Origin of the sequence: Proteus sp. GOKU (assembly GCF_015475555.1) — a bacterium.
Lineage (GTDB): Bacteria > Pseudomonadota > Gammaproteobacteria > Enterobacterales > Enterobacteriaceae > Proteus > Proteus mirabilis_B.
The window spans coordinates 2,776,439-2,796,845 of the sequence record NZ_CP034105.1 but is presented as its reverse complement, the minus strand read 5'-3'; the positions used below and the strand labels follow the sequence as shown (position 1 = coordinate 2,796,845).

Sequence of the window (20,407 nt, the reverse complement as noted above, 5' to 3'; positions counted from 1 at the left end):
GTAGCTTATAAGCTACTAAAATATATCAGTAATATATATTTAAAGCAAAACTATCTAAATAGAAAAACAAAAACAAAAACAAAAACAAAAACAAAAACAAAAACAAAAACAAAAACAAAAACAAAAACAAAAACGAAAATGAATAACAAAAAATAGTATTTTTTGTGGTATTCCGCACACCTAACACTCTGTTATTGATGTTAAATAATGCAATAAATAAGGGGTATACTATGCCAACACTGTTCAATATGTGGACATTTGCGCTTTTGTCCTTGGGTTTGGTGCTAACACCGGGCCCTAATATGATTTACCTGATTTCACGCTCAATCTCTCAAGGGAAAAAGGCCGGATTTATTTCATTAATCGGTGTGGCTGTTGGCTATATTTTTTATATGTTATTAGCTGCATTTGGTATTACAGCTATTTTTATGGCTGTGCCTTATGCTTACGATACATTAAAAATTTGTGGTGCTATTTACCTTTTTTATATCGCTTGGCAATCTATTAAGCCCGGTGGGCGTTCTATCTTTCATCCCAAAAAATTACTTTCAGGCAATACAACAAAGCTCTTTGTCATGGGCTTTATCACTAACCTACTCAATCCTAAAATCGCATTAATGTACTTATCACTGTTACCTCAATTTATTAGCCTTCAAAATGGCAGTGTTTTAAATCAATCACTAGTGTTAGGTAGTATCCAAATTATTATTAGCATTGCGGTAAATGCATTGATTGTTATTGCCGCAGGCTCTATTGCTGGGTTCTTTATGCAAAGGCCTCGTTGGGCATTGGTTCAACGTTGGTTTATGGCAACAATCTTAGGCGCTTTAGCCGTCAAATTAGCTACTGAAGCGCGCGTAAACTAAAGTTTCATCTTGCTATCTTTGTCATAAACAATTCAAGACAATTTCTTTAGTTATCAATAGAAAACAGGGTACAATATCCCGCTATATGATAATGAAGAGATATCCTTGTGAATAAAGTTAAAGATGATATTTATTGGATGCATAAAGCGATTGAGCAAGCGCAAAAAGCACAAGAAATCGGTGAAATACCAGTCGGCGCAGTTTTAGTCGTTGATAATAAAATCATTGCTAAAGGATGGAATCATTCAATTATCGATAACGATCCCACTGCACACGCAGAGATTATGGCATTACGCAAAGGGGGAAAGCATTTACAAAATTATCGCCTACTTGATGCGACTCTTTATATTACCCTTGAACCTTGTGTGATGTGTGCCGGAGCAATTGTGCATAGTCGGGTAAAACGGGTGGTTTATGGTGCCTCAGATTTAAAAACAGGTGCGGCAGGTTCATTTATTGATATCTTACAGCATCCCGGAATGAACCATAAAGTTGAGATAACTTCAGGTGTATTAGGTGAAGAGTGCTCACAGCTTTTAAGTCAGTTTTTTAAAATGAGAAGGGCTGAAAAGAAACAGCTTAAAAAGCAAAAAGCCAGTCCAGCCATAATCAATACTGAACCAGCAATAAAAGAATAATATTTATTTACTGATAATTAAGGGTATATGTTGCTTGGGCTTGGAAAGGGCCTGTTAGCAAAGTTTGATTTTTTAGTGCAGAGGGTGATGCCTCAACATACGTCATAAAATTAAATTGAATACGTTTATTATTAAGAAGTCGAGTTGAGCTCGGCTTTTTTAATTGGATCACATTGCGTTGCACATCAGTAAATACAATCCCGATACTTTTAGGATCTTCAGATCCATTGCCGACGACAGCAAGGTGATTGGGCATTGTAGGATGCTCTTTCCCATCTAGCGTGATTGTGACACTTTTATAAATATCCTGACTACAATTTTCTAAACTAATACTAAAAGCAACGGGTTCACTTTTTTGAAAGGTATAGAGATCTTTGGCAGATATCTGCTTAAAATCAATTACCTTATTTTCATCACCAGCAACAATGGTACAACCATGTGCAACAACAACACCTTTAAATTCCATATCGCCGCCAATAAGCTCTGTCACAGCAAAGGCAGAAGGTGAAAGTAATAATAAAAGAGAAATCGCCGATTTTATTATTGGATTTTCCATTACATAAACTCCGCCACTAAGGTGGCATGTGCTGAAAACTCACCTTCTGTAATTTTGCTCCCTGCCTTTGCAATAGGAGCAGCAGTAACTTCCCAATTACCTTTAAAATTATTCAGCTTCCCGACAGAAAAATATTGATTAGGTGGCACAATCGTTCCTGATTTGTCTCTTAAAACAATACCTAAATTTGTTCTATCTACAGGTCCTGTTGTACCAAGGTAATTAGGGTTAAAGCTGGCAACACCAGAACTTCCTGTTTGAATTTTAAACATAATTCGACTGTTAGGATTAGTAAAACTACCACCTTCACATTTTATTGGAATATTGCGCGTGATCTTGTAGTTTTGACCATTCAAATAGTCAGAAGTATTACCGACATTGCCAAAATCAAAGGTAATTGGAGAGCCATTATTAAATGTGCATTTATCTTCAGTGGTCAGTATTCCTGAGCTAATCACTAATTTTGAAATTGGTTCAGGGCCATACTCTTGATATAAGCCATTACCTACACGGGCATACATTTGCGCTACAGCTTGCCCTGTTAATGAAACCCCATTAATAATCGGTTTTTTTAGACGAAATACTAATACACCGCTACTTCCTGATGACATATTGGGTTTTGGTGATTCAGGAACGCGACAGCCTTGTTGCCCATTTCGATTATTAGGCTTTTCAATAAAAGGAACTGTAGGAAGAGAATCAGGGCCCCAAATAGAAAACTTGATCTGAACATCGACGTATTCATTAAGTTCATAGTAATTATTACCTAAATAGCGTAGGTCAGAATTCGCCATATAATAAGTGCGAGAATTAGGAACTAAGGGATCTTTAGGGCAATAAACTGTTGCTAAATATCTATCAGGTAAAGAAAAATTTACTCTGGCAGTTTCACCTGGTCTGTTATTAGGAAATGTTGCGTTATTTAACTCAACTCTAAAGATATTAGGGCCGCCAACGGTACGAACCTCACCATGAATGTATGCAGAAGCAACAATTGGAGTACATAACATTGCGCCAGTAAAAAGTAATTTTAGCGTATTGAAATAAAAATTTGCTGTTGTTAATTTCATTTTATTCCTACTGGCGTCAAGTTAATTAATATTTTGGTTGTTGTTCTTTCGGTGCCGCTGTACAGCTATTTTGTTGGCAAACAAATTTTAATTCTGGGTGTCCACCGTAGTCATTTACATACATCATGTAAAATTGATTGACGCCATTGGTTTTAACTGGAATTTCCAAAGATGATTTAGGAGCAACCATTAAACCAGGGAATGTGGTTAACTTATCGCTATCTTCACCATTCAATTTATTAGAAAGCCCAATAATAGTGATGTAGTAAGGTGTTGGGTTTTCAGCAATAAATTGATTACCTTGCTTTTTAAACACTAACTGATCTTGCCAAATCATACCCGGCTTTTCAGGAATAATGGCAGTTGGGCGGTAGAATAATTTAATGCGAGACTGCATTGCCATTTGTAACACGTTAGCTTGTTTTGGTGCTGGTGGAATTTCACGCACATTTAAATAGAATAGTGATTCTCTATCTTGTGGTAAAAGTCCAACTTCTGCTGTTTTGGTTATTCTGACAACCCCTTTTTGGTCGCCATCAAGACGCTGTAAAGGTGGCAATGCCACTAAAGGAGAGGCAATTTTTTGTCCGTGTTCATTTTCAACCCATGACTGAGCTAAAAAAGGAATGTCAGGGCTAGTGTTCTTTAGATTTACACTAGCTGAATTCTCGTTGCCCGTTAATACAATACGAGTTCTATCTAATGACACGCCCGCTTGAGTTGTACTCACTATGCTGAGTGCAATTAATGAGCCACAAAAAAGCGTTTTGAGTGTGTTGAATGAGTTCATACAATTATCTCTAGTAATTCATTTTGTTCATTAAAATCCCTGACATAATAACAATTCACGTTTTAGAGGATCGTTAATTGCGGCTGGAATTGTAATCGTACACTGGGTTTTACCACCCCAGATCACGTTTAATGATTCATTAAGGTTAACACCGGCGATATAAACTAAACCATCTTCCATCACCATTCCCATATTTTCACCGTTTTTATTGGTGACTTCGGCACCAAATGGCGGATATTTTTGATCGACAGTTTGTAAGATAGCCATTAAGCGCTCACCTTGGCGAACAGGGAATTTATAGTAGCCAATCGCACCTTCAGTTAATGTTGCAGAAGTAATGGCTTTGTGTGTTTCAATATCTGAATCCATTTTATCAACATCAATACGAGCATCAACATTGTTATAACTAGTTAAGTCAGTTAATACCCCAATACCAAATAGATTTGTAGTCGTACTTTGGTTATTAAATGGCACACCTGCAACACCATCAGTATCAACCATCATGCGGGCAGTACTTGATGTCATGCTACTACTATGTAATGCAGCACCATGGCGTGTCGCAGTAAATCCACCTTTAACTGTTGCGCCTACTGCAACGTAATTATCTTGTTGATAGCTTGCATTGGCGTTAATTTCTGCATATTGCGAACGGTGTTGATAATAACCATCAGTATTGGCTTTATTGTCTGAGCTTAAACCTGCACGGACACGCCATAGATTATTATAATTGCTATTATCAGAATAAGAGGCCATTTGGTTCACTTTACCGTTACTGTCTTGCAAGCTATAACCAATGCTTTTGCCGCTTCCTAATGGCACTGAAATGTTGAAAGAAATACTATCATCAGTATTTCCCTTATACTGAGTACGGAATGCAGATAAGTTAGTATTAATCTGCTCTATACCCATAATAGAAAAATTACGGCTTACCGTAGCACCATATTGTTCTTGTGTATTTTTATCCCAATAGTTTTGGTGTCGATAAGAGAGGTAAAGTGTTGTCGATTTTTCAATATCATCAGCCCAAAAAGTTTTGTTACCTGTAATGGTATACATCTCTTTTTCATAACCATTGTTATTAATATCGTTATAACGCTCATCTATATATTGAGAGAAAGATCGGAATGTTTTCTCTGAAAAACGGTAGCCCGCAAAAGTAATCGTACTATGGTATTCATCGAATGTTTTAGCGTAGTTCAGTTTGAATGACATCCCGTTGATATTTTCATTATCATAAGTTTTGCTATAAGACTGAGTAATATCACCTGAGAGTGTACCCAAACGACCCATATCGTGACCTAAACCTAATGACCACGCATTGTAATCTTTAGCTGTCAATAAAACCCCACCATACAGTGACCATGTGTTGTTCATACCCCATGAAAAATCACCTTGATAAAAAACAGGGCCTTGCATTTTATGGTTGTTGAGCGATGACTGACCCATTGATGTGTTATAACGCACAGAGCCAGGACGAGTCATATAAGGTAGGTTGGCGGTCTGTACTTGGAATTCATTTACCTTACCGTTTTGCTCTTCGACTCTAACATTTAATTGACCTTGTACTGTGTCTTGTAAATGTTTAATAGCAAAAGGACCCGCAGGTACTGTGGTTTCATAAATTAAGCGGCCATTTTGCGTTACAGTCACTTTGGCATTGGTGTTTGCGATACCGTGGATTTCAGGTGCATAACCTTGCAAAGAAGGAGGCAACATTCTTTCATCACTTTGTATATTGGCACCTGTAAAACGAAAGCTATCAAAAACTTGAGAGTTTAAATAAGTTTCACCCAGCGTTAGTTTTGCTGCTTGGTTAGGTAATGGTTTATAAGCGTAAATCTGATTCCAATCAAAGCTATTATTTGATGAATATTCAGATGAATAGTTTCCTTGATATTCGGCACGTAGTCGCCATTCACCAACGTTAATTCCAGCTTGTCCATAACCTGTCAATGAGTTGTTATTATTGCCTTTATTCGGGCGAGTTGATGTACCTGTCAAGGTATAGTCAACTAATAACCCAGATACACCCGGATCCCATAATTCAGGTGGTGTCCAATCTGTATCTTCATATTTCATTAATGAGCGAGGCATAACAATATCAAGGATACCGCCATCATTTTTGATAGAGATACCCGGCAATTGACTAATATCGAAACATTCTGGCGAGATTTCTTCGATAAATTTTTGATTTTCTTCGTTAACTGTTAACTTTTTTAGAAGAGTAGGGTCAATACAAGCGATAGAGTAATTAGGTTTCACTTCAACATAATTAATGTTTTGGCGAGGAAAGTCACGGCCATTTATACGGATATCTAAGTAGTACATACCCGGAATAATGTAATTAGAAGTTGCAAAACGAGATAAATCGACATTATCTCTGTCTTCGGCATCTAGCATGTGAATGTTAAATTCCACAGAATCATCTTGCTCGGCTTGAGCGAAAAACGCTAAGCACAATAGCAAAATGGCACAAATGTTTTTCCATATTGTGCTGTGAAAAAAAGAAATTAACATGAATAAACGCCTAATTATTAATTAAATAAAAACTAATTAAATAATGAATATTTATTTAATTACTTTTTATTTTATTCTTATTAAATTGAAGTGTTTTATCAAATTTAACGCAGAGGAAGCCCTCTGCGTTAATGCAGTAATTAATCTATTATTTAATTAATTTAAATAAATAAAACGATTACTGATAATCAACTTGGAAGTTGATAACGGCTTGGAATTCACCTGGAGTTACAGTAGCGTCTGCTGATTCAGCTTGAACGTAAGCAACGAATGGGATCTTAGAAACACCATTAACTAATTGTACAGGTGTTGTTGCTGTGTTCCATTTTACTGACTTGCTGCCAGCATCCATTAAGCCAATACCTGCGCCAGAAGCTGAGCCAGATACGAAAGATGCTAAGTCTTTATTTGTTGCATTAACAACGCTTGGTGTATAGCTAACAGTAGCTGTTTTTGCTACGGTAGTATCACAGTCTTGTAATTCGATATCTTTTTTAACGTTACCTGCTTTCTGCATATTTGCTAATGCAGAAGTTGGAATTTCACTGAAATCAACAATAACAGGACTTGAAGAAGCTGCTAATCCACAAGCTGAATTAACAATTTCACCTTTTAATTGAATTTCGCCTTTAGTTGCGCCAACTTTTGGTGCAGGAGTTTCAGCAGTTGCAACAGAATTAATACCAAATACTAAAGCAGCAGCTAAAGCAATTTTACTCAGTTTCATTATAGATAATCCCTTGAAGATCGTGCGTATTATTATTTATAGAAAAATAATATTAATGTCGGAATATAAAAATTGATTTGCATTATATTTCGAGTTGTTTCGAATAATGACTGGTTTATATGATATCAACAAAGACGTTCTATTTGATATAACGTTTTGTTGATTTACTCAATTTTCATATTTAATCTTGCCTATTCCATATTAATAGAGTTTTGTATAGATTTATTCTTTTTATTACTCAGTTTATGGGTGAAAAAGTTTATCAGGCAGATAAATTTAATAGACAATATAATTAACATTGTTTTAACTTTACGAAAAGTAATGTTATTAACATTCAGTTAAGAAAATTAATGAAATCAATTATAGATTATCATAATATATATAATTCAATAGGTTAGATGTTAATAAAAGCATGTTTAGGTTAATTTTTGTTGCAAAAAAAGTTTCTCAGAAAATAATAATCATAAAATGAATAATAACTAATGAGATAATTCCTACGTATTTAAGTTAATTTTTTCTTATATTTCGCTTATTCTGATAGTCTTAAAATGACTAATTGGATCATTTTAAATACAATTTACTCATTAGCTGAGTGTTTTAACTAATGAGTGTTACATTTTTTAACACATGTATTTTTCCTATTTTGGGTAAAAAATGGGATGAAAAAATGTAACAATTTTTAATATTAAGAAAATATTAATTTAGGGATTGCTTTTAATGGTTGGAATGATTATTGAATAGTAGAAGGGAAATAAATAAGCCTCTGTAAAAGAGGCTATGTTGTTTAATAGACTGTTTTTAATATCAAAAATTATTGATAAGCCATATCTTGAGTTAATGACAATGATGATCTTTCTTGTTCTTCATCGTTATCACTCTCTTTATCTTTAGATAATATTTTATTTTTGCTCTCTTTGGCTTGAAGGTAACCGACAAGGCTGAGCTGATATCGTCGAATGTTTTCAACGTAGCGATAAGCCTCATGGCCTCTGGCATAGCCGTAAGGGAGGTCAGCATAATATTTCTTTTGGCTAAGTAGAGGTAATCTTGATTTTACATCTAGCCAACTGTCAGGATCGGCATTTTGTTGCTCAGTAAGCCTTCTGGCATCAAGCATATGGCCAAATCCCATATTATATGCTGCTAATGCAAACCAAATTCTTTCATCTTCAGGGATAGAATCGGGTAAGCGCGAAAGAAGATGTTTAAGATATTGCGCTCCTCCTCGAACACTTTCTTCAGGATCAAGCCTGTCAGTAACACCCATACTTGATGCAGTAGGGCGAGTTAACATCATCAACCCTCTAACACCCGTTGGTGATGTAGCATGAGGATCCCAATGTGATTCTTGCCATGCCATCGCTGCCAATAAGCGCCAATCGAAGGTATCTGCATACTTTTCAAAAAGAGGCTGATAATTTGGCAAAATAGAATCTATCGCTGTAATAAAAGAGATAGTATCGAAGTAATCAAACGTACCTACATGGCCAAAATACTTTTCTTCAAGTCTTGCTAATACATCTTCTTGAGATAATTGATTAAAGTAATCGAGCATCGCTGCATATAAGCTATTATCTTCACCATCTGGCAGATACCATGTTAGTGGACGACTTTCAGTGACTTCAAATCCTACAGCAACATTAGGATGAATGCGCTGTTGTACAGCAACACTGATTGAGTCTGCTAATACATAGGTTATTTTACCTTCCGATAAGGCTTCTAGTAGTTGTGAGGTTGTCTGATTATCTGATTCTTCCCATTCAAGTTCGGGATATTGCGTCTCTTTTAGTGTTCGCAATAAGCTTGCATGAGCAGAGCCAGCAGTGACAACAAGACGCCCATCTAACGCATCAAAGCTACGTGGTCTTAATGTCCCTTTACGATAAATAAGCTGTTGAGAAACTGAAAAGTAAGCAGGGCCACTGCGTGTCGTTTCTAATCTCTCTTTATTGTAAAGTAATCCGGCAGCGATAAAGTCAGCTTTATTATTCTCCAAATCATCAAACATTTGGTTGATATTTGTCCGCATATTAACGACAAGTTTCACGCCTAGGTAATCTGCAAAGCGTTTCACTAATTCATAATCGAAACCTACGGGGTCCTTTTTATCGTTCATCGTTATCAATGGTGAAGGTATCGTACTAATTCTTAACTCACCACGAGATAAAATCTTATTTATCTGCGCTTTTTGCCTATCCGGCCATGTAATATTCAACGCGATAATAGCCGCTGAAAAGAGCGCTATGATAACGATAACGAAATAGTTTATCCTTATATTATTCAATAGGTTGGTTCTCGTTAACGTTGTTTATTGTTGTGTGTAAAATCGTCATTTTAACATGGATAAATTTCCAGTAATCGAGCATTTTGCTTAACATATTGGCAAGACGCAACTTGATTACACCAATTAATCATTAAAACACTCTAAGTTAAATGCCGTTATTTTGTTCACGCAAACGGTTTCGTCTGAGCGGTTATTCTATTATACTAGGCGCGTTTCCCCTGAATGACTGATCAGGCTAGCTGCTAAAAGAGAGAACTCAATACTATGGAAATCCTGCGTGGCTCCCCCGCTTTATCCGCATTTCGTATCAATAAATTACTCACTCTATGTCAGGAAAATGATCTTCCTGTACAAGGTATATACGCGGAATTTGTCCATTTCGCGAAAGTGGAAGGGCAGTTATCAGAAGATGATCAAATTAAATTACGTCAACTACTGCATTATGGGCCTTCATTAACAGAACATGAGCCTGTTGGGGAAATGCGAGTTGTTACGCCTCGCCCGGGAACAATTTCACCTTGGTCTTCTAAAGCGACAGATATTGTACATAACTGTGGTTTAGCCAAGGTTGTTAGAATTGAACGTGGTATCGCCTACTTTATTGAATGCGGTACGATGACAGATATTCAGTGGCAACAACTTTATGGTTTTATTCATGATCGAATGATGGAAACCATCTTCTTCAATTATCAAGATGTAAATGCACTTTTTGCCGAGCAAACTCCGGCACCACTAAAAACTATTGATGTGCTTGCAAAAGGCAAAGATGCATTAGTAAAAGCGAATATCGAAATGGGGTTAGCACTTGCAGACGATGAAGTTGATTACTTAGTCGATGCATTTAACCGCTTACAACGTAATCCAACAGATGTTGAGCTTTACATGTTTGCACAAGCTAACTCTGAACACTGCCGACACAAAATATTTAATGCTGATTGGATTATCGATGGTAAGGCTCAAGATAAATCATTATTTAAAATGATTAAAAATACGTTTGAGCAAACGCCTGACTATGTCATGTCAGCTTATAAAGATAATGCAGCGGTAATGGAAGGCTCTGTGGCGGGACGTTTTTATCCTGATACAGAAAAAGGGCATTATCACTATCATCAAGAACCTGTACATATCTTGATGAAAGTAGAAACACACAACCACCCAACGGCTATTTCACCTTGGCCGGGAGCGGCAACGGGTTCTGGTGGTGAAATTCGCGATGAAGGTGCAACTGGACGTGGTGCAAAACCTAAAGCGGGTTTAGTAGGATTTTCAGTTTCTAACCTACGTATTCCTGGGTTTGAGCAGCCTTGGGAAGAAGATTTTGGTAAGCCAGAGCGCATTGTTAATGCATTAGACATCATGACTGAAGGTCCATTAGGTGGTGCAGCATTTAATAATGAATTTGGTCGCCCTGCATTACTAGGCTATTTCAGAACCTATGAAGAACAAGTTAATAGCCACAATGGTGTTGAAATTCGCGGTTACCATAAACCCATAATGCTAGCAGGTGGTATTGGTAATATTCGTGAAGATCACGTACAAAAAGGTGAAATCACAGTTGGTGCTAAGTTGATTGTACTTGGCGGACCTTCAATGAATATCGGTCTTGGTGGGGGTGCTGCTTCTTCTATGACATCCGGTCAATCAGATGCGGATTTAGATTTTGCCTCTGTTCAGCGTGATAACCCAGAAATGGAACGCCGTTGCCAAGAAGTTATCGACCGCTGTTGGCAATTAGGTGACGATAACCCGATCTTATTTATTCATGACGTTGGTGCTGGTGGTCTTTCTAATGCAATGCCTGAACTAGTCAATGATGGCGGTCGTGGTGGTCGTTTTGAATTACGTGATGTTCTTAATGATGAACCGGGTATGAGCCCACTTGAGATCTGGTGTAATGAGTCTCAAGAACGTTATGTGCTAGCGGTATCGCCAGAAAAAATGCCTCTATTTGATGCGTTATGTCAGCGTGAAAGAGCGCCTTATGCCGTGATTGGTGAAGCAACGCAAGAGCGTGAATTAGTATTAAACGATACACACTTTGATAATAAACCGATTGATATGCCATTAGACATATTATTAGGTAAAGCACCTAAAATGTTGCGTGATGTAAAATCACTGAAAACAGAAGGTGAGTATCTCTCTCGTAAAGATATTGATTTAAAAGATGCCGTTTATCGTGTTCTTCATTTACCTGCCGTTGCTGAAAAAACCTTCTTAATTACTATTGGTGACCGTACTGTAACGGGTATGGTTGCGCGTGATCAGATGGTTGGGCCTTGGCAAATTCCTGTTGCTAACTGTGCTGTTACCACAGCAACATTAGATAGCTATTATGGCGAAGCGATGTCTATTGGTGAACGAGCACCGATTGCACTGTTAGATTTTGCAGCATCTGCACGTATGGCTGTCGGTGAAGCACTAACGAACATGGCAGGTTGTGATGTAGAAGCGCTTAATCGTATTAAGCTTTCGGCTAACTGGATGTCAGCAGCAGGTCATCCGGGTGAAGATGCGGGTTTATATGACGCAGTAAAAGCCATTGGTGAAGAATTATGCCCAGAGTTAGGCATTACTATTCCTGTGGGCAAAGATTCGATGTCAATGAAGACACGCTGGCAAGATAAAGATGGGAAAACCAAAGAGGTTACTTCTCCGTTGTCTTTAGTTATTACGGCATTCTCTCGTGTTGAAGATGTGCGTAAAACAGTGACACCTGAATTATCAACACAAGCAGGAAACCGCTTGTATTTGATTGATTTGGGCAATGGTCATAACGCATTAGGTGCAACGGCACTAGCACAAGTTTATCGTCAATTAGGCCAAAAAGCGGCAGATCTTCGTGATGTTGAGCAGTTGAAACAGTTCTTCAATGTGATGCAACAATTAGTCAATGATGGCAAATTGTTGGCTTATCACGATCGTTCTGATGGTGGATTATTTGTCACACTCGCTGAAATGGCATTTACAGGCCATTGTGGCTTACATGTCGATATCAGTGCTTATGATGAAGATATTCTAGCGGGACTCTTTAATGAAGAGCTAGGCGGTGTGATCCAAATTAGTGCTGAACATCAAGAGGTTGTAGAAGCATTATTTGCTGAATGTGGCTTATCGGATTGTTTACACTATTTAGGTCAAGCAACAGAAAATGATGCCATTATTATCCAAAGCCGTGAAACCGAAGTTTACAATGAAAAGCGCAGCACATTGCGTCTTTGGTGGGCAGAAACAACATGGCAAATGCAACGCTTACGTGATAATCCAGAGTGTGCAGATGAAGAGCATCAGGCAAAACAAGATCTCAACGATCCGGGTTTAAATGTGAATTTAACCTTTGATCCAAATGAAGATATTGCAGCCCCTTATATTGCAACAGGAAGTCGCCCTCGAATTGCAGTATTAAGAGAGCAAGGTGTTAACTCTCATGTTGAAATGGCAGCTGCTTTTGACAGAGCTGGTTTTGATGCTATCGACGTTCATATGAGCGATTTGCATTCTGCTCGACGTTCACTGAGTGATTTTGATGTGTTGGTGGCTTGCGGTGGATTCTCTTACGGTGACGTATTAGGTGCTGGCGAAGGTTGGGCGAAATCTATTTTATTTAATTCTCGCTTACGTGATGAGTTTGCTCAATTCTTTGAGCGCCAAGATACCTTATCTCTTGGTGTCTGTAATGGTTGCCAAATGATGTCAACATTATCAGAGCTTATTCCGGGGGCAGATTTATGGCCTCGTTTTGTTCGCAACCGTTCTGAGCGTTTTGAAGCGCGCTTTAGTTTAGTGAAAGTGACAGAAAGCCCATCATTGTTATTACAAGGTATGGCGGGTTCACAAATGCCTATCGCTGTTTCTCATGGTGAAGGTTTCGCTGAATTCCGTAATGCTGAACAATTAGCGCAATTAGAGGCTCAAAATTTAGTGGGATTACGTTTTGTGGATCACTACGGTAATCCAACAGAACAATATCCATTAAATCCTAATGGCTCTGTAAAAGGGATCACAGCGGTCACTACAAAAGATGGCCGTTCAACTATTATGATGCCTCACCCAGAACGTGTGTTTAGAACGGTTAGTAATTCTTGGCATCCCGATAACTGGGGTGAAGATAGCCCTTGGATGCGTTTATTCCGCAATGCAAGAAAACAATTTGATTAATCAAATGTAAAATTATCTTAGTGATAAATACATAAAGCCTCTACATTGCTAGAGGCTTTATTTTATTGATAATAAAAGGATTATTTTTTGTTGTGTAAAAACGACGACACTCATTGTTTTTGGTGTCTCTTTTTGGCGACATTTAATTGGTTGAAATATAAGTAATTATTAAATTTAGGGTAACTCTGTCTGGATATGGAGACAGCTTAGTTGTTTTATAACTAGATAAAAAAGAGTTATAAATGAAATATTAGAGGTGTGTTTTTATTTTTAGTTGTTTTTCAATTGGTTATATTTATTTTTTGAAAGTTGGCACGGCTTGTGCATTATATAAATCAGTTGCTCATTCAACTTTTTATGTCGGTCCACAATATGGGTGGGAACATACCACATAAGCCAGGAATGACGCCAGAGTAAGGTGCCTACCGTCCAACATCATGATACTCGTCTTCGGACCTTATCAAACACAGGGCGACACGTGGAGTGAGGCACCACCTTCATTCTCTTTTAGAGAAAAAAGAGATGAAATATTGACGAGCGGAATATCTCAATAAGATATTCCGCTCTCCCACTTCTAGAGCCTGTCAAATTTCCTCGTTTGTGTTTGTTCTCTATGCCTGATTTTCCCCATGTCGGACTTTTTTCTTGTTATCAAGTCATGTAGCATCGCATTACTCTAATAGGTGTTGAGATGATTTCATTGAAAAAGTGGCGTATTTTCCCTCGTTCTTTAAGACAGCTCGTGATAATGGCATTTTGGATGGTGCTATTACCTTTACTTGTACTTGCTTATCAGGCCTATCAAAGTCTTGATCAACTAAGTAATCAGGCGGCTATTACTAATAAAAATGCACTTGCAGATACTGAACGCAGTGAAGTGATGCGAAATCTAGCGATTGAAATGGAAGGAAACTATCGTCGGTATTGTGTTTTACGGGATAAAACCGATGATGATATGTATCAGCAACGCTACCAGCAATACACCAAACTCTTCTCGACATTACAACAAACCATTATTCCTCTTTCTGCCTCTAAAGAAGCGAATGTGCTTAATACCTCTCTTGAAAAACTAAAATCCATTCAATGCGAAAGCAGCGAACCCACAAAAGAGATGCAACAAGCCCTAGAACAGTTCTCTTATGCCAATAACCGTATTGTTGTATTAACTAAAGAGATTATTTTTAGCCGTGGCGAACAACTTCAGATGGCAATCGCTGAGAAAGGGCGCTATTTCGGCTGGCAAAGCCTTATCGTTTTTGTTTTCAGCTTGATCCTCATTGCGCTATTTACTCGAATGATTATCGGCCCAGTTAAAGGGATCGAAAAGATGATCAATCGATTAGGCGAAGGTCGAACACTCAATAATAATTTAGATACTTTTCAAGGGCCACGAGAGTTACGTTCATTAGCACAACGTATTATTTGGTTAAGTGAGCGTTTAGCATGGCTTGAATCACAACGACATGAATTTTTGCGCCATATTTCTCATGAGTTGAAAACACCGTTAGCCAGTATGCGAGAAGGTACGGAATTATTAGCTGATGAAGTTGCGGGTCCTTTAACTCTAGATCAAAAAGAAGTCGTTTCAATTCTCGATAATAGCAGCAAGCAGTTACAGTTATTAATTGAACAACTACTTGATTACAATCGTAAACTTTCTGAAGTTCCTCAACAAATCGAAGAAATTAACTTGACTCAATTAGTGAATGATGTGGTATTAGCCCACAGTTTACCTGCGAGAGCTAAAGATATTAAAACGATAATTTCACTTAATCTAACCACTTGTCGAGCAGAGGCAACATTATTATCACGAGTTATCGACAATCTCTACTCGAATGCGGTGCACTATGGTGCTGAATCAGGTAATATCTGGATCTCTAGTTATCAAGTTGAACAGAAAATAGTTATTGATATAGCCAATAAAGGAACACCTATCCCTGAATCTGAACAAAAAATGATTTTTGAACCCTTTTTCCAAGGATCTTTGCTACGCAAAGGAGCTGTAAAAGGCAGTGGTTTAGGTTTAAGTATTGCTCATGACTGTATCAAGAGAATGGAAGGTGAATTAAGTGTTGTTCCTTCTGACTATGCCGATGTCTGTTTTCGTATTGAATTACCGCTACTTTCTGAGATTAAATAATGCAAATCAGGTCACAAAAACAAGCATCTCCTCACCATGAGTATAAAAAAATAAATAAGAAGATGCTTGGTATTGAATTGTTATCTATGGCCCCTGCATCGACTAGAAAAATCGCATTAAATTGGAAACAGTGTTTCTTGTTTATTATGTTCCCACTGGTTCTTTCAGGGTGTACACCAAAGTCGCTAACTGAGGCACAAGAGCCAGAGCCAGAAATCCCCGTTGTTAAACAAAAAACGATTGATTATCGCTGGGCTGAATGTAAAACATTGAGCTCATTTTATGATGAAGGCATCAATAACGCGCTTTATTGGTTACGTGCCATTGAATGTACAAACCGCATAATGACGACGGAAGCACAACGCCAAGCAAACAGTGTTGTTGTTACTGGATGGGATGATGCATTTTATAAAAGTATTTTATTAGAGCGTGCGGGAATGACGATTGCCGATCGTCGAACACAATTAGTGTTATTAGAAAGCTATAAATTACAATTTCCGAGTTCTATGCGAGTTCTATTATCGACATGGATTGAGAACCAAACGCTTATTCTCTCTTTAGCGGAAGAAAAGAATCGTTATCGTCGTTTAACCACTGAAACAGATAATAGAATTGATGCGCTAAGAAAAGAGAATAATGCGTTACAGCATGAACTAAGTGTCACATTGAAAAAGCTTGAAAGCCTTACCCAAATTGAACGGCAGTTATCGAATAGAAAACAGAGTGGCTCTGTTGATTCGCTATCCCAAAATGAAGATTTAGCGGAAAGTGCAACAACAGCATCTACGGAAACAGAAAAAGTGAATGCAGAGAAACCTGTTACCGAAAAAACAACTGTTGAAAAACCAGCTGAAAAACCCGTTTCGACGCAATCGATAACAGAGAAGCCAAAGGGTGAGGAAAAACAACCTTCTGCAACAGCGGTTAAACCAGAGCCTTCAAAACCAGAATCTACGAAACCTGAGGCGGTAAAACCAGAGCCAGTCAAAACTGACACACAAGACTCAAAACCGACTGAAGCAGGATCTAAATAAGGAGAATGTGCATGGCTGGCCATAAATCAGCAAATCTTTTACTTGTCGATGACGATCCTGGGTTATTAAAGTTACTTGGTATGCGATTAACAAGTGAGGGTTTTCATATCTTCACCGCTGAAAGTGGACAAGAAGCACTAAAACTTCTCTTAAAAGAAAAAATAGACCTTGTTATCAGCGATCTCCGAATGGATGAAATGGATGGGATGGCGTTGTTTGCTGAGATACAACGGCAACAACCTGGCATGCCGGTGATCATTCTTACGGCTCATGGCTCTATTCCTGATGCTGTAGCTGCAACACAGCAAGGTGTATTTAGCTTCTTAACTAAACCCGTTGATAGAGACGCACTTTATAAAGCGATTGATGAAGCGCTGGAACTTGTCACTATTGTTTCAGATGAAGAGTGGTCAAAAGATATCGTGACACGTAGCCCGCAAATGTTACGTTTATTAGAACAAGCAAAACTAGTCGCTCAATCTGATGTCAGTGTGCTTATCAATGGTCAAAGCGGTACGGGTAAAGAAGTTCTTGCTCAAGCCATTCATCGCGCAAGCCCTAGAGCGAAAAAACCTTTTATTGCTATTAACTGTGGTGCCTTACCTGAGCAACTTTTAGAATCTGAACTATTTGGTCATGCGAAAGGTGCTTTTACAGGAGCTGTGAGTAGTCGTGAAGGATTATTTCAGGCAGCCGAAGGGGGCACTCTATTTTTAGATGAAATTGGCGACATGCCAATGGCATTGCAAGTTAAATTATTACGTGTTTTACAAGAGCGAAAAGTTCGCCCATTAGGCAGTAATCGCGATATTGATATTGATGTACGTATCCTTTCTGCAACGCATCGTGATTTACCTAAAGCGATGGAACGTAATGAATTTCGTGAAGATCTGTTCTATCGTTTAAATGTGGTTAATTTACGTATTCCGACATTAAGTGAGAGAGCTGAAGATATTCCTATTCTTGCTAATCACTTATTGAGAGAGTCAGCGAAACGCCATAAACCTTTTGTCCGAAGCTTTTCAACCGATGCGATGAAATGCTTAATGACAGCAAGTTGGCCGGGTAATGTGCGTCAATTAGTTAACGTTATTGAGCAATGTGTTGCATTAACAACAGCCCCCGTGATTAGTGAAGCGCTTGTAACACAGGCCTTACAAGGTGAAAATACGGCGCTGCCCACATTTGCAGAAGCAAGAGGTCATTTTGAAATGACCTATTTGAGAAAGCTTTTGCAAATGACAAAAGGCAATGTGACTCAAGCTGCACGTATGGCTGGGCGCAATCGAACTGAGTTTTATAAATTGTTATCTCGTCATGAGCTAGATGCGAATGATTTTAAAGAATAACCTTTTCAGATAACGAATATATTTTTAAACTAACTTTCCTTTTATGCGGAAGATAGCGGAGAGACTAATTTTTATGAGTCGTAAACTAAAACTCGCCATGGCTCAACTTAATTGGGTTGTTGGTGATATTGAAGGTAACTGCGAACGCATGTTATCTACCGTTAAAGCACAAGAAGATGCCGATCTGGTCATGTTTTCTGAGCTGGCTTTATGCGGTTACTCTCCTGAAGATCTGCTATTTCGTCCTGATTTCCAACAGCGTTGTGAAACACAACTTACGCGTTTAGAACAAGCAAGCAAAAAAATAGCGATTGTTGTTGGTCATCCTTGGTGGCAAAACGGCAAAATTTATAACGCACTTTCATTTTTCTATAAAGGTGAATTACAAGCGCGTTATTTCAAACAGCAATTACCTAATTATGGTGTGTTTGATGAGAAGCGTTATTTCCAACAAGGAAATGAGCGTTGTGTGGTTCCGTTTAAAGGTTATCACTTAGGTTTGTTAATTTGTGAAGATATCTGGATCAATGAACCTATTGATGCATTAAAACAAGCGGGTGCTGATCTCGTTCTATCTATTAATGCTTCACCTTATAATCGTGAAAAACCGCATGTTCGTACACAGCTCATTAAAGAACATTGCCAAAGAACACACCTTCCAGTGATCTATCTTAACCAAATTGGTGGTCAGGATGAGTTGGTATTTGATGGTTGTTCAAAAGTATTTGATGAACGGGGTGCTATTACACATCGTTTAGCTGCATTTGATGAACAGACTGCTATTGTTGAATTCGACGAATTAAACATTATCCCAATGGCAGATCCTGCTCCAGAACTTTCACCTTTAGCGCAAGTTTATCAAGCATTAGTACTTGCAACGCGTGATTACGTCACTAAGAACGGTTTTAAAGGGGCTATTCTAGGGTTATCTGGTGGTATTGACTCTGGATTAACCGTTGCTATCGCCGCTGATGCTTTAGGCAAAGAGAGTGTTCAGGCTGTTATGATGCCATTTCGTTATACTTCAGAAATGAGTATTCATGACGCTAAAGAGCAAGCAGATTTATTAGGTGTTGAGTTTGATACGGTTTCTATTGAACCTATGTTTGATGCTTTTATGGCGCAGCTTGCACCTATGTTTAAAGATACTGCCGCAGATACTACAGAGGAAAATCTACAAGCACGTTGTCGCGCTGTTATTTTAATGGCAATGTCGAATAAACGCCGTCGTTTAGTATTAACTACAAGCAATAAAAGTGAATCAGCTGTGGGGTATTCCACATTGTATGGTGATATGGCTGGTGGTTTTGATGTACTAAAAGATGTACCTAAAACATTAGTATTCGAGCTTTCTAAATATCGTAATACACTTTCACCTGCTATTCCTCAGCGTGTTATTGATAGACCACCATCAGCAGAACTTGCACCGGGACAAACAGACCAAGATAATCTGCCTCCTTATGATATTTTGGATGCCATTCTTGAAGGCTATGTTGAGCAAGATAAATCTGTATCTGATTTAGTTGCGGCTGGATTTGATGAAGCGACTGTCCGTAAAGTGATAAAATTAGTCGATATTAATGAATACAAGCGACGTCAAGCCCCTGTTGGGCCACGTATTACAAGTCGTAATTTTGGTAAAGATCGCAGATACCCAATTACAAGCGGTTTTGGTCGCCACAACTGGTAATAGCAGGATAATACGATGAAAAAAATTGAAGCGATAATTAAGCCGTTTAAATTAGATGATGTAAGAGAAGCACTCGGCGAAGTGGGTATCACGGGAATGACCGTAACAGAAGTGAAAGGTTTTGGTCGCCAAAAAGGGCATACTGAGCTTTACCGCGGTGCTGAATACATGGTCGATTTTTTACCTAAAGTGAAGATTGAAATTGTTGTCTCTGATGAAATTGTTGAAACTTGTGTAGATACAATTATGACAACGGCACAAACAGGTAAAATTGGTGATGGTAAGATTTTTGTCTTCGATGTGAGTCGTGTTATTCGTATTCGTACTGGCGAACAAGACGAAGAGGCTATTTAGTTAAGCTATATAGTAATTAAACTTAAGCCAAATATTTATATTATTTATTTTTATTAAAGCCCGATATTTTTAATCAAAATATCGGGCTTTTTCTTTTTCTTGCGCATAATTCATTTTTTAATGTTTTGCCTATAATGCTATTTATATCTTATGCAAGTCTATTGAAGATACTGAACAATTTATTTTACTATTTTTTATGAACTTTAAGGCACAAAATGTTATTCAATAACTTTTAAG

14 protein-coding genes are annotated in these 20,407 nt (G+C 38.0%); 8 read left to right on the top strand and 6 right to left on the bottom strand.

What is annotated here, in order from left to right:
* The first annotated feature begins 230 nt into the window (after window positions 1–230).
* Together EHE21_RS13055 and tadA are read left to right on the top strand one after the other, a co-directional pair.
* Window positions 231–866 (top strand): LysE family translocator, encoded by a 636-nt coding sequence (locus tag EHE21_RS13055; protein ID WP_098942283.1) that lies wholly within the window; start codon window positions 231–233, stop codon window positions 864–866.
* 107 nt (window positions 867–973) lie between these two features.
* Window positions 974–1,504, top strand: a complete 531-nt coding sequence (tadA, locus tag EHE21_RS13050) for a tRNA adenosine(34) deaminase TadA (RefSeq protein WP_088495037.1) — start codon at window positions 974–976, stop codon at window positions 1,502–1,504.
* Window positions 1,505–1,511: 7 nt separating this feature from the next.
* Here the strand turns inward: tadA and EHE21_RS13045 are convergent, their stop codons facing one another.
* The 6 genes from EHE21_RS13045 to mltF form a co-directional block, all read right to left on the bottom strand.
* Window positions 1,512–2,060: a fimbrial protein gene (locus tag EHE21_RS13045; RefSeq protein ID WP_194950879.1), complete on the bottom strand. Its 549-nt coding sequence runs from the start codon at window positions 2,058–2,060 to the stop codon at window positions 1,512–1,514.
* Entirely contained in the window at window positions 2,060–3,130 is a 1,071-nt protein-coding gene (locus tag EHE21_RS13040; protein WP_194950878.1) for a fimbrial protein, read from the bottom strand. Before EHE21_RS13040 ends, EHE21_RS13045 begins: the two co-directional genes overlap by 1 nt.
* Before the next feature lie 25 nt (window positions 3,131–3,155).
* A complete protein-coding gene (locus tag EHE21_RS13035; protein ID WP_109392980.1) occupies window positions 3,156–3,920 on the bottom strand; it encodes a molecular chaperone in 765 nt (254 codons plus the stop codon).
* Between the two features lie 30 nt (window positions 3,921–3,950).
* The gene (locus EHE21_RS13030; protein ID WP_194950877.1) at window positions 3,951–6,437 is read right to left on the bottom strand and encodes a fimbria/pilus outer membrane usher protein; all 2,487 of its coding nucleotides are present in this window, start codon (window positions 6,435–6,437) and stop codon (window positions 3,951–3,953) included.
* Window positions 6,438–6,615: 178 nt separating this feature from the next.
* Window positions 6,616–7,164 carry a fimbrial protein gene (locus EHE21_RS13025; RefSeq protein ID WP_075670446.1) on the bottom strand — a complete coding sequence of 183 codons (549 nt, stop codon included), beginning with the start codon at window positions 7,162–7,164 and terminating at the stop codon, window positions 6,616–6,618.
* A gap of 811 nt (window positions 7,165–7,975) precedes the next feature.
* Window positions 7,976–9,448, bottom strand: coding sequence for a membrane-bound lytic murein transglycosylase MltF (gene mltF / locus EHE21_RS13020; RefSeq protein WP_194950876.1), 1,473 nt, complete (start codon window positions 9,446–9,448; stop codon window positions 7,976–7,978).
* A gap of 264 nt (window positions 9,449–9,712) precedes the next feature.
* Here mltF and purL point away from each other — a divergent pair, with 264 nt between their 5' ends.
* The 6 genes from purL (at window position 9,713) to glnB (ending at window position 20,170) form a co-directional block, all read left to right on the top strand.
* Window positions 9,713–13,603 carry a phosphoribosylformylglycinamidine synthase gene (gene purL, locus EHE21_RS13015; RefSeq protein WP_194950875.1) on the top strand — a complete coding sequence of 1,297 codons (3,891 nt, stop codon included), beginning with the start codon at window positions 9,713–9,715 and terminating at the stop codon, window positions 13,601–13,603.
* Window positions 13,604–14,294: 691 nt separating this feature from the next.
* Entirely contained in the window at window positions 14,295–15,743 is a 1,449-nt protein-coding gene (locus EHE21_RS13010; protein ID WP_194950874.1) for a sensor histidine kinase, read from the top strand.
* Window positions 15,743–16,777 (top strand): two-component system QseEF-associated lipoprotein QseG, encoded by a 1,035-nt coding sequence (qseG, locus tag EHE21_RS13005; RefSeq protein ID WP_228766683.1) that lies wholly within the window; start codon window positions 15,743–15,745, stop codon window positions 16,775–16,777. Before EHE21_RS13010 ends, qseG begins: the two co-directional genes overlap by 1 nt.
* 11 nt (window positions 16,778–16,788) lie before the next feature.
* Window positions 16,789–18,126, top strand: coding sequence for a two-component system response regulator GlrR (gene glrR / locus EHE21_RS13000; protein WP_023581612.1), 1,338 nt, complete (start codon window positions 16,789–16,791; stop codon window positions 18,124–18,126).
* Between the two features lie 73 nt (window positions 18,127–18,199).
* Window positions 18,200–19,816, top strand: coding sequence for an NAD+ synthase (locus EHE21_RS12995; RefSeq protein ID WP_088495045.1), 1,617 nt, complete (start codon window positions 18,200–18,202; stop codon window positions 19,814–19,816).
* A 15-nt stretch (window positions 19,817–19,831) separates the two neighbouring features.
* On the top strand, window positions 19,832–20,170 hold the full coding sequence (gene glnB, locus EHE21_RS12990) for a nitrogen regulatory protein P-II (protein WP_023581614.1): 339 nt from the start codon (window positions 19,832–19,834) through the stop codon (window positions 20,168–20,170).
* The last annotated feature ends 237 nt before the right edge of the window (window positions 20,171–20,407 follow it).

Bases quoted from the DNA above. Each gene is read 5' to 3' on its own strand.
- EHE21_RS13035 (WP_109392980.1), bottom strand. From the start codon at position 3,920: ATGAACTCATTCAACACACTCAAAACGCTTTTTTGTGGCTCATTAATT.
- glrR (WP_023581612.1), top strand. From the start codon at position 16,789: ATGGCTGGCCATAAATCAGCAAATCTTTTACTTGTCGATGACGATCCT.
- EHE21_RS12995 (WP_088495045.1), top strand. From the start codon at position 18,200: ATGAGTCGTAAACTAAAACTCGCCATGGCTCAACTTAATTGGGTTGTT.
- EHE21_RS13025 (WP_075670446.1), bottom strand. From the start codon at position 7,164: ATGAAACTGAGTAAAATTGCTTTAGCTGCTGCTTTAGTATTTGGTATT.
- qseG (WP_228766683.1), top strand. From the start codon at position 15,743: ATGCAAATCAGGTCACAAAAACAAGCATCTCCTCACCATGAGTATAAA.
- EHE21_RS13055 (WP_098942283.1), top strand. From the start codon at position 231: ATGCCAACACTGTTCAATATGTGGACATTTGCGCTTTTGTCCTTGGGT.
- EHE21_RS13045 (WP_194950879.1), bottom strand. From the start codon at position 2,060: ATGGAAAATCCAATAATAAAATCGGCGATTTCTCTTTTATTATTACTT.
- purL (WP_194950875.1), top strand. From the start codon at position 9,713: ATGGAAATCCTGCGTGGCTCCCCCGCTTTATCCGCATTTCGTATCAAT.
- EHE21_RS13040 (WP_194950878.1), bottom strand. From the start codon at position 3,130: ATGAAATTAACAACAGCAAATTTTTATTTCAATACGCTAAAATTACTT.
- EHE21_RS13010 (WP_194950874.1), top strand. From the start codon at position 14,295: ATGATTTCATTGAAAAAGTGGCGTATTTTCCCTCGTTCTTTAAGACAG.
- EHE21_RS13030 (WP_194950877.1), bottom strand. From the start codon at position 6,437: ATGTTAATTTCTTTTTTTCACAGCACAATATGGAAAAACATTTGTGCC.
- glnB (WP_023581614.1), top strand. From the start codon at position 19,832: ATGAAAAAAATTGAAGCGATAATTAAGCCGTTTAAATTAGATGATGTA.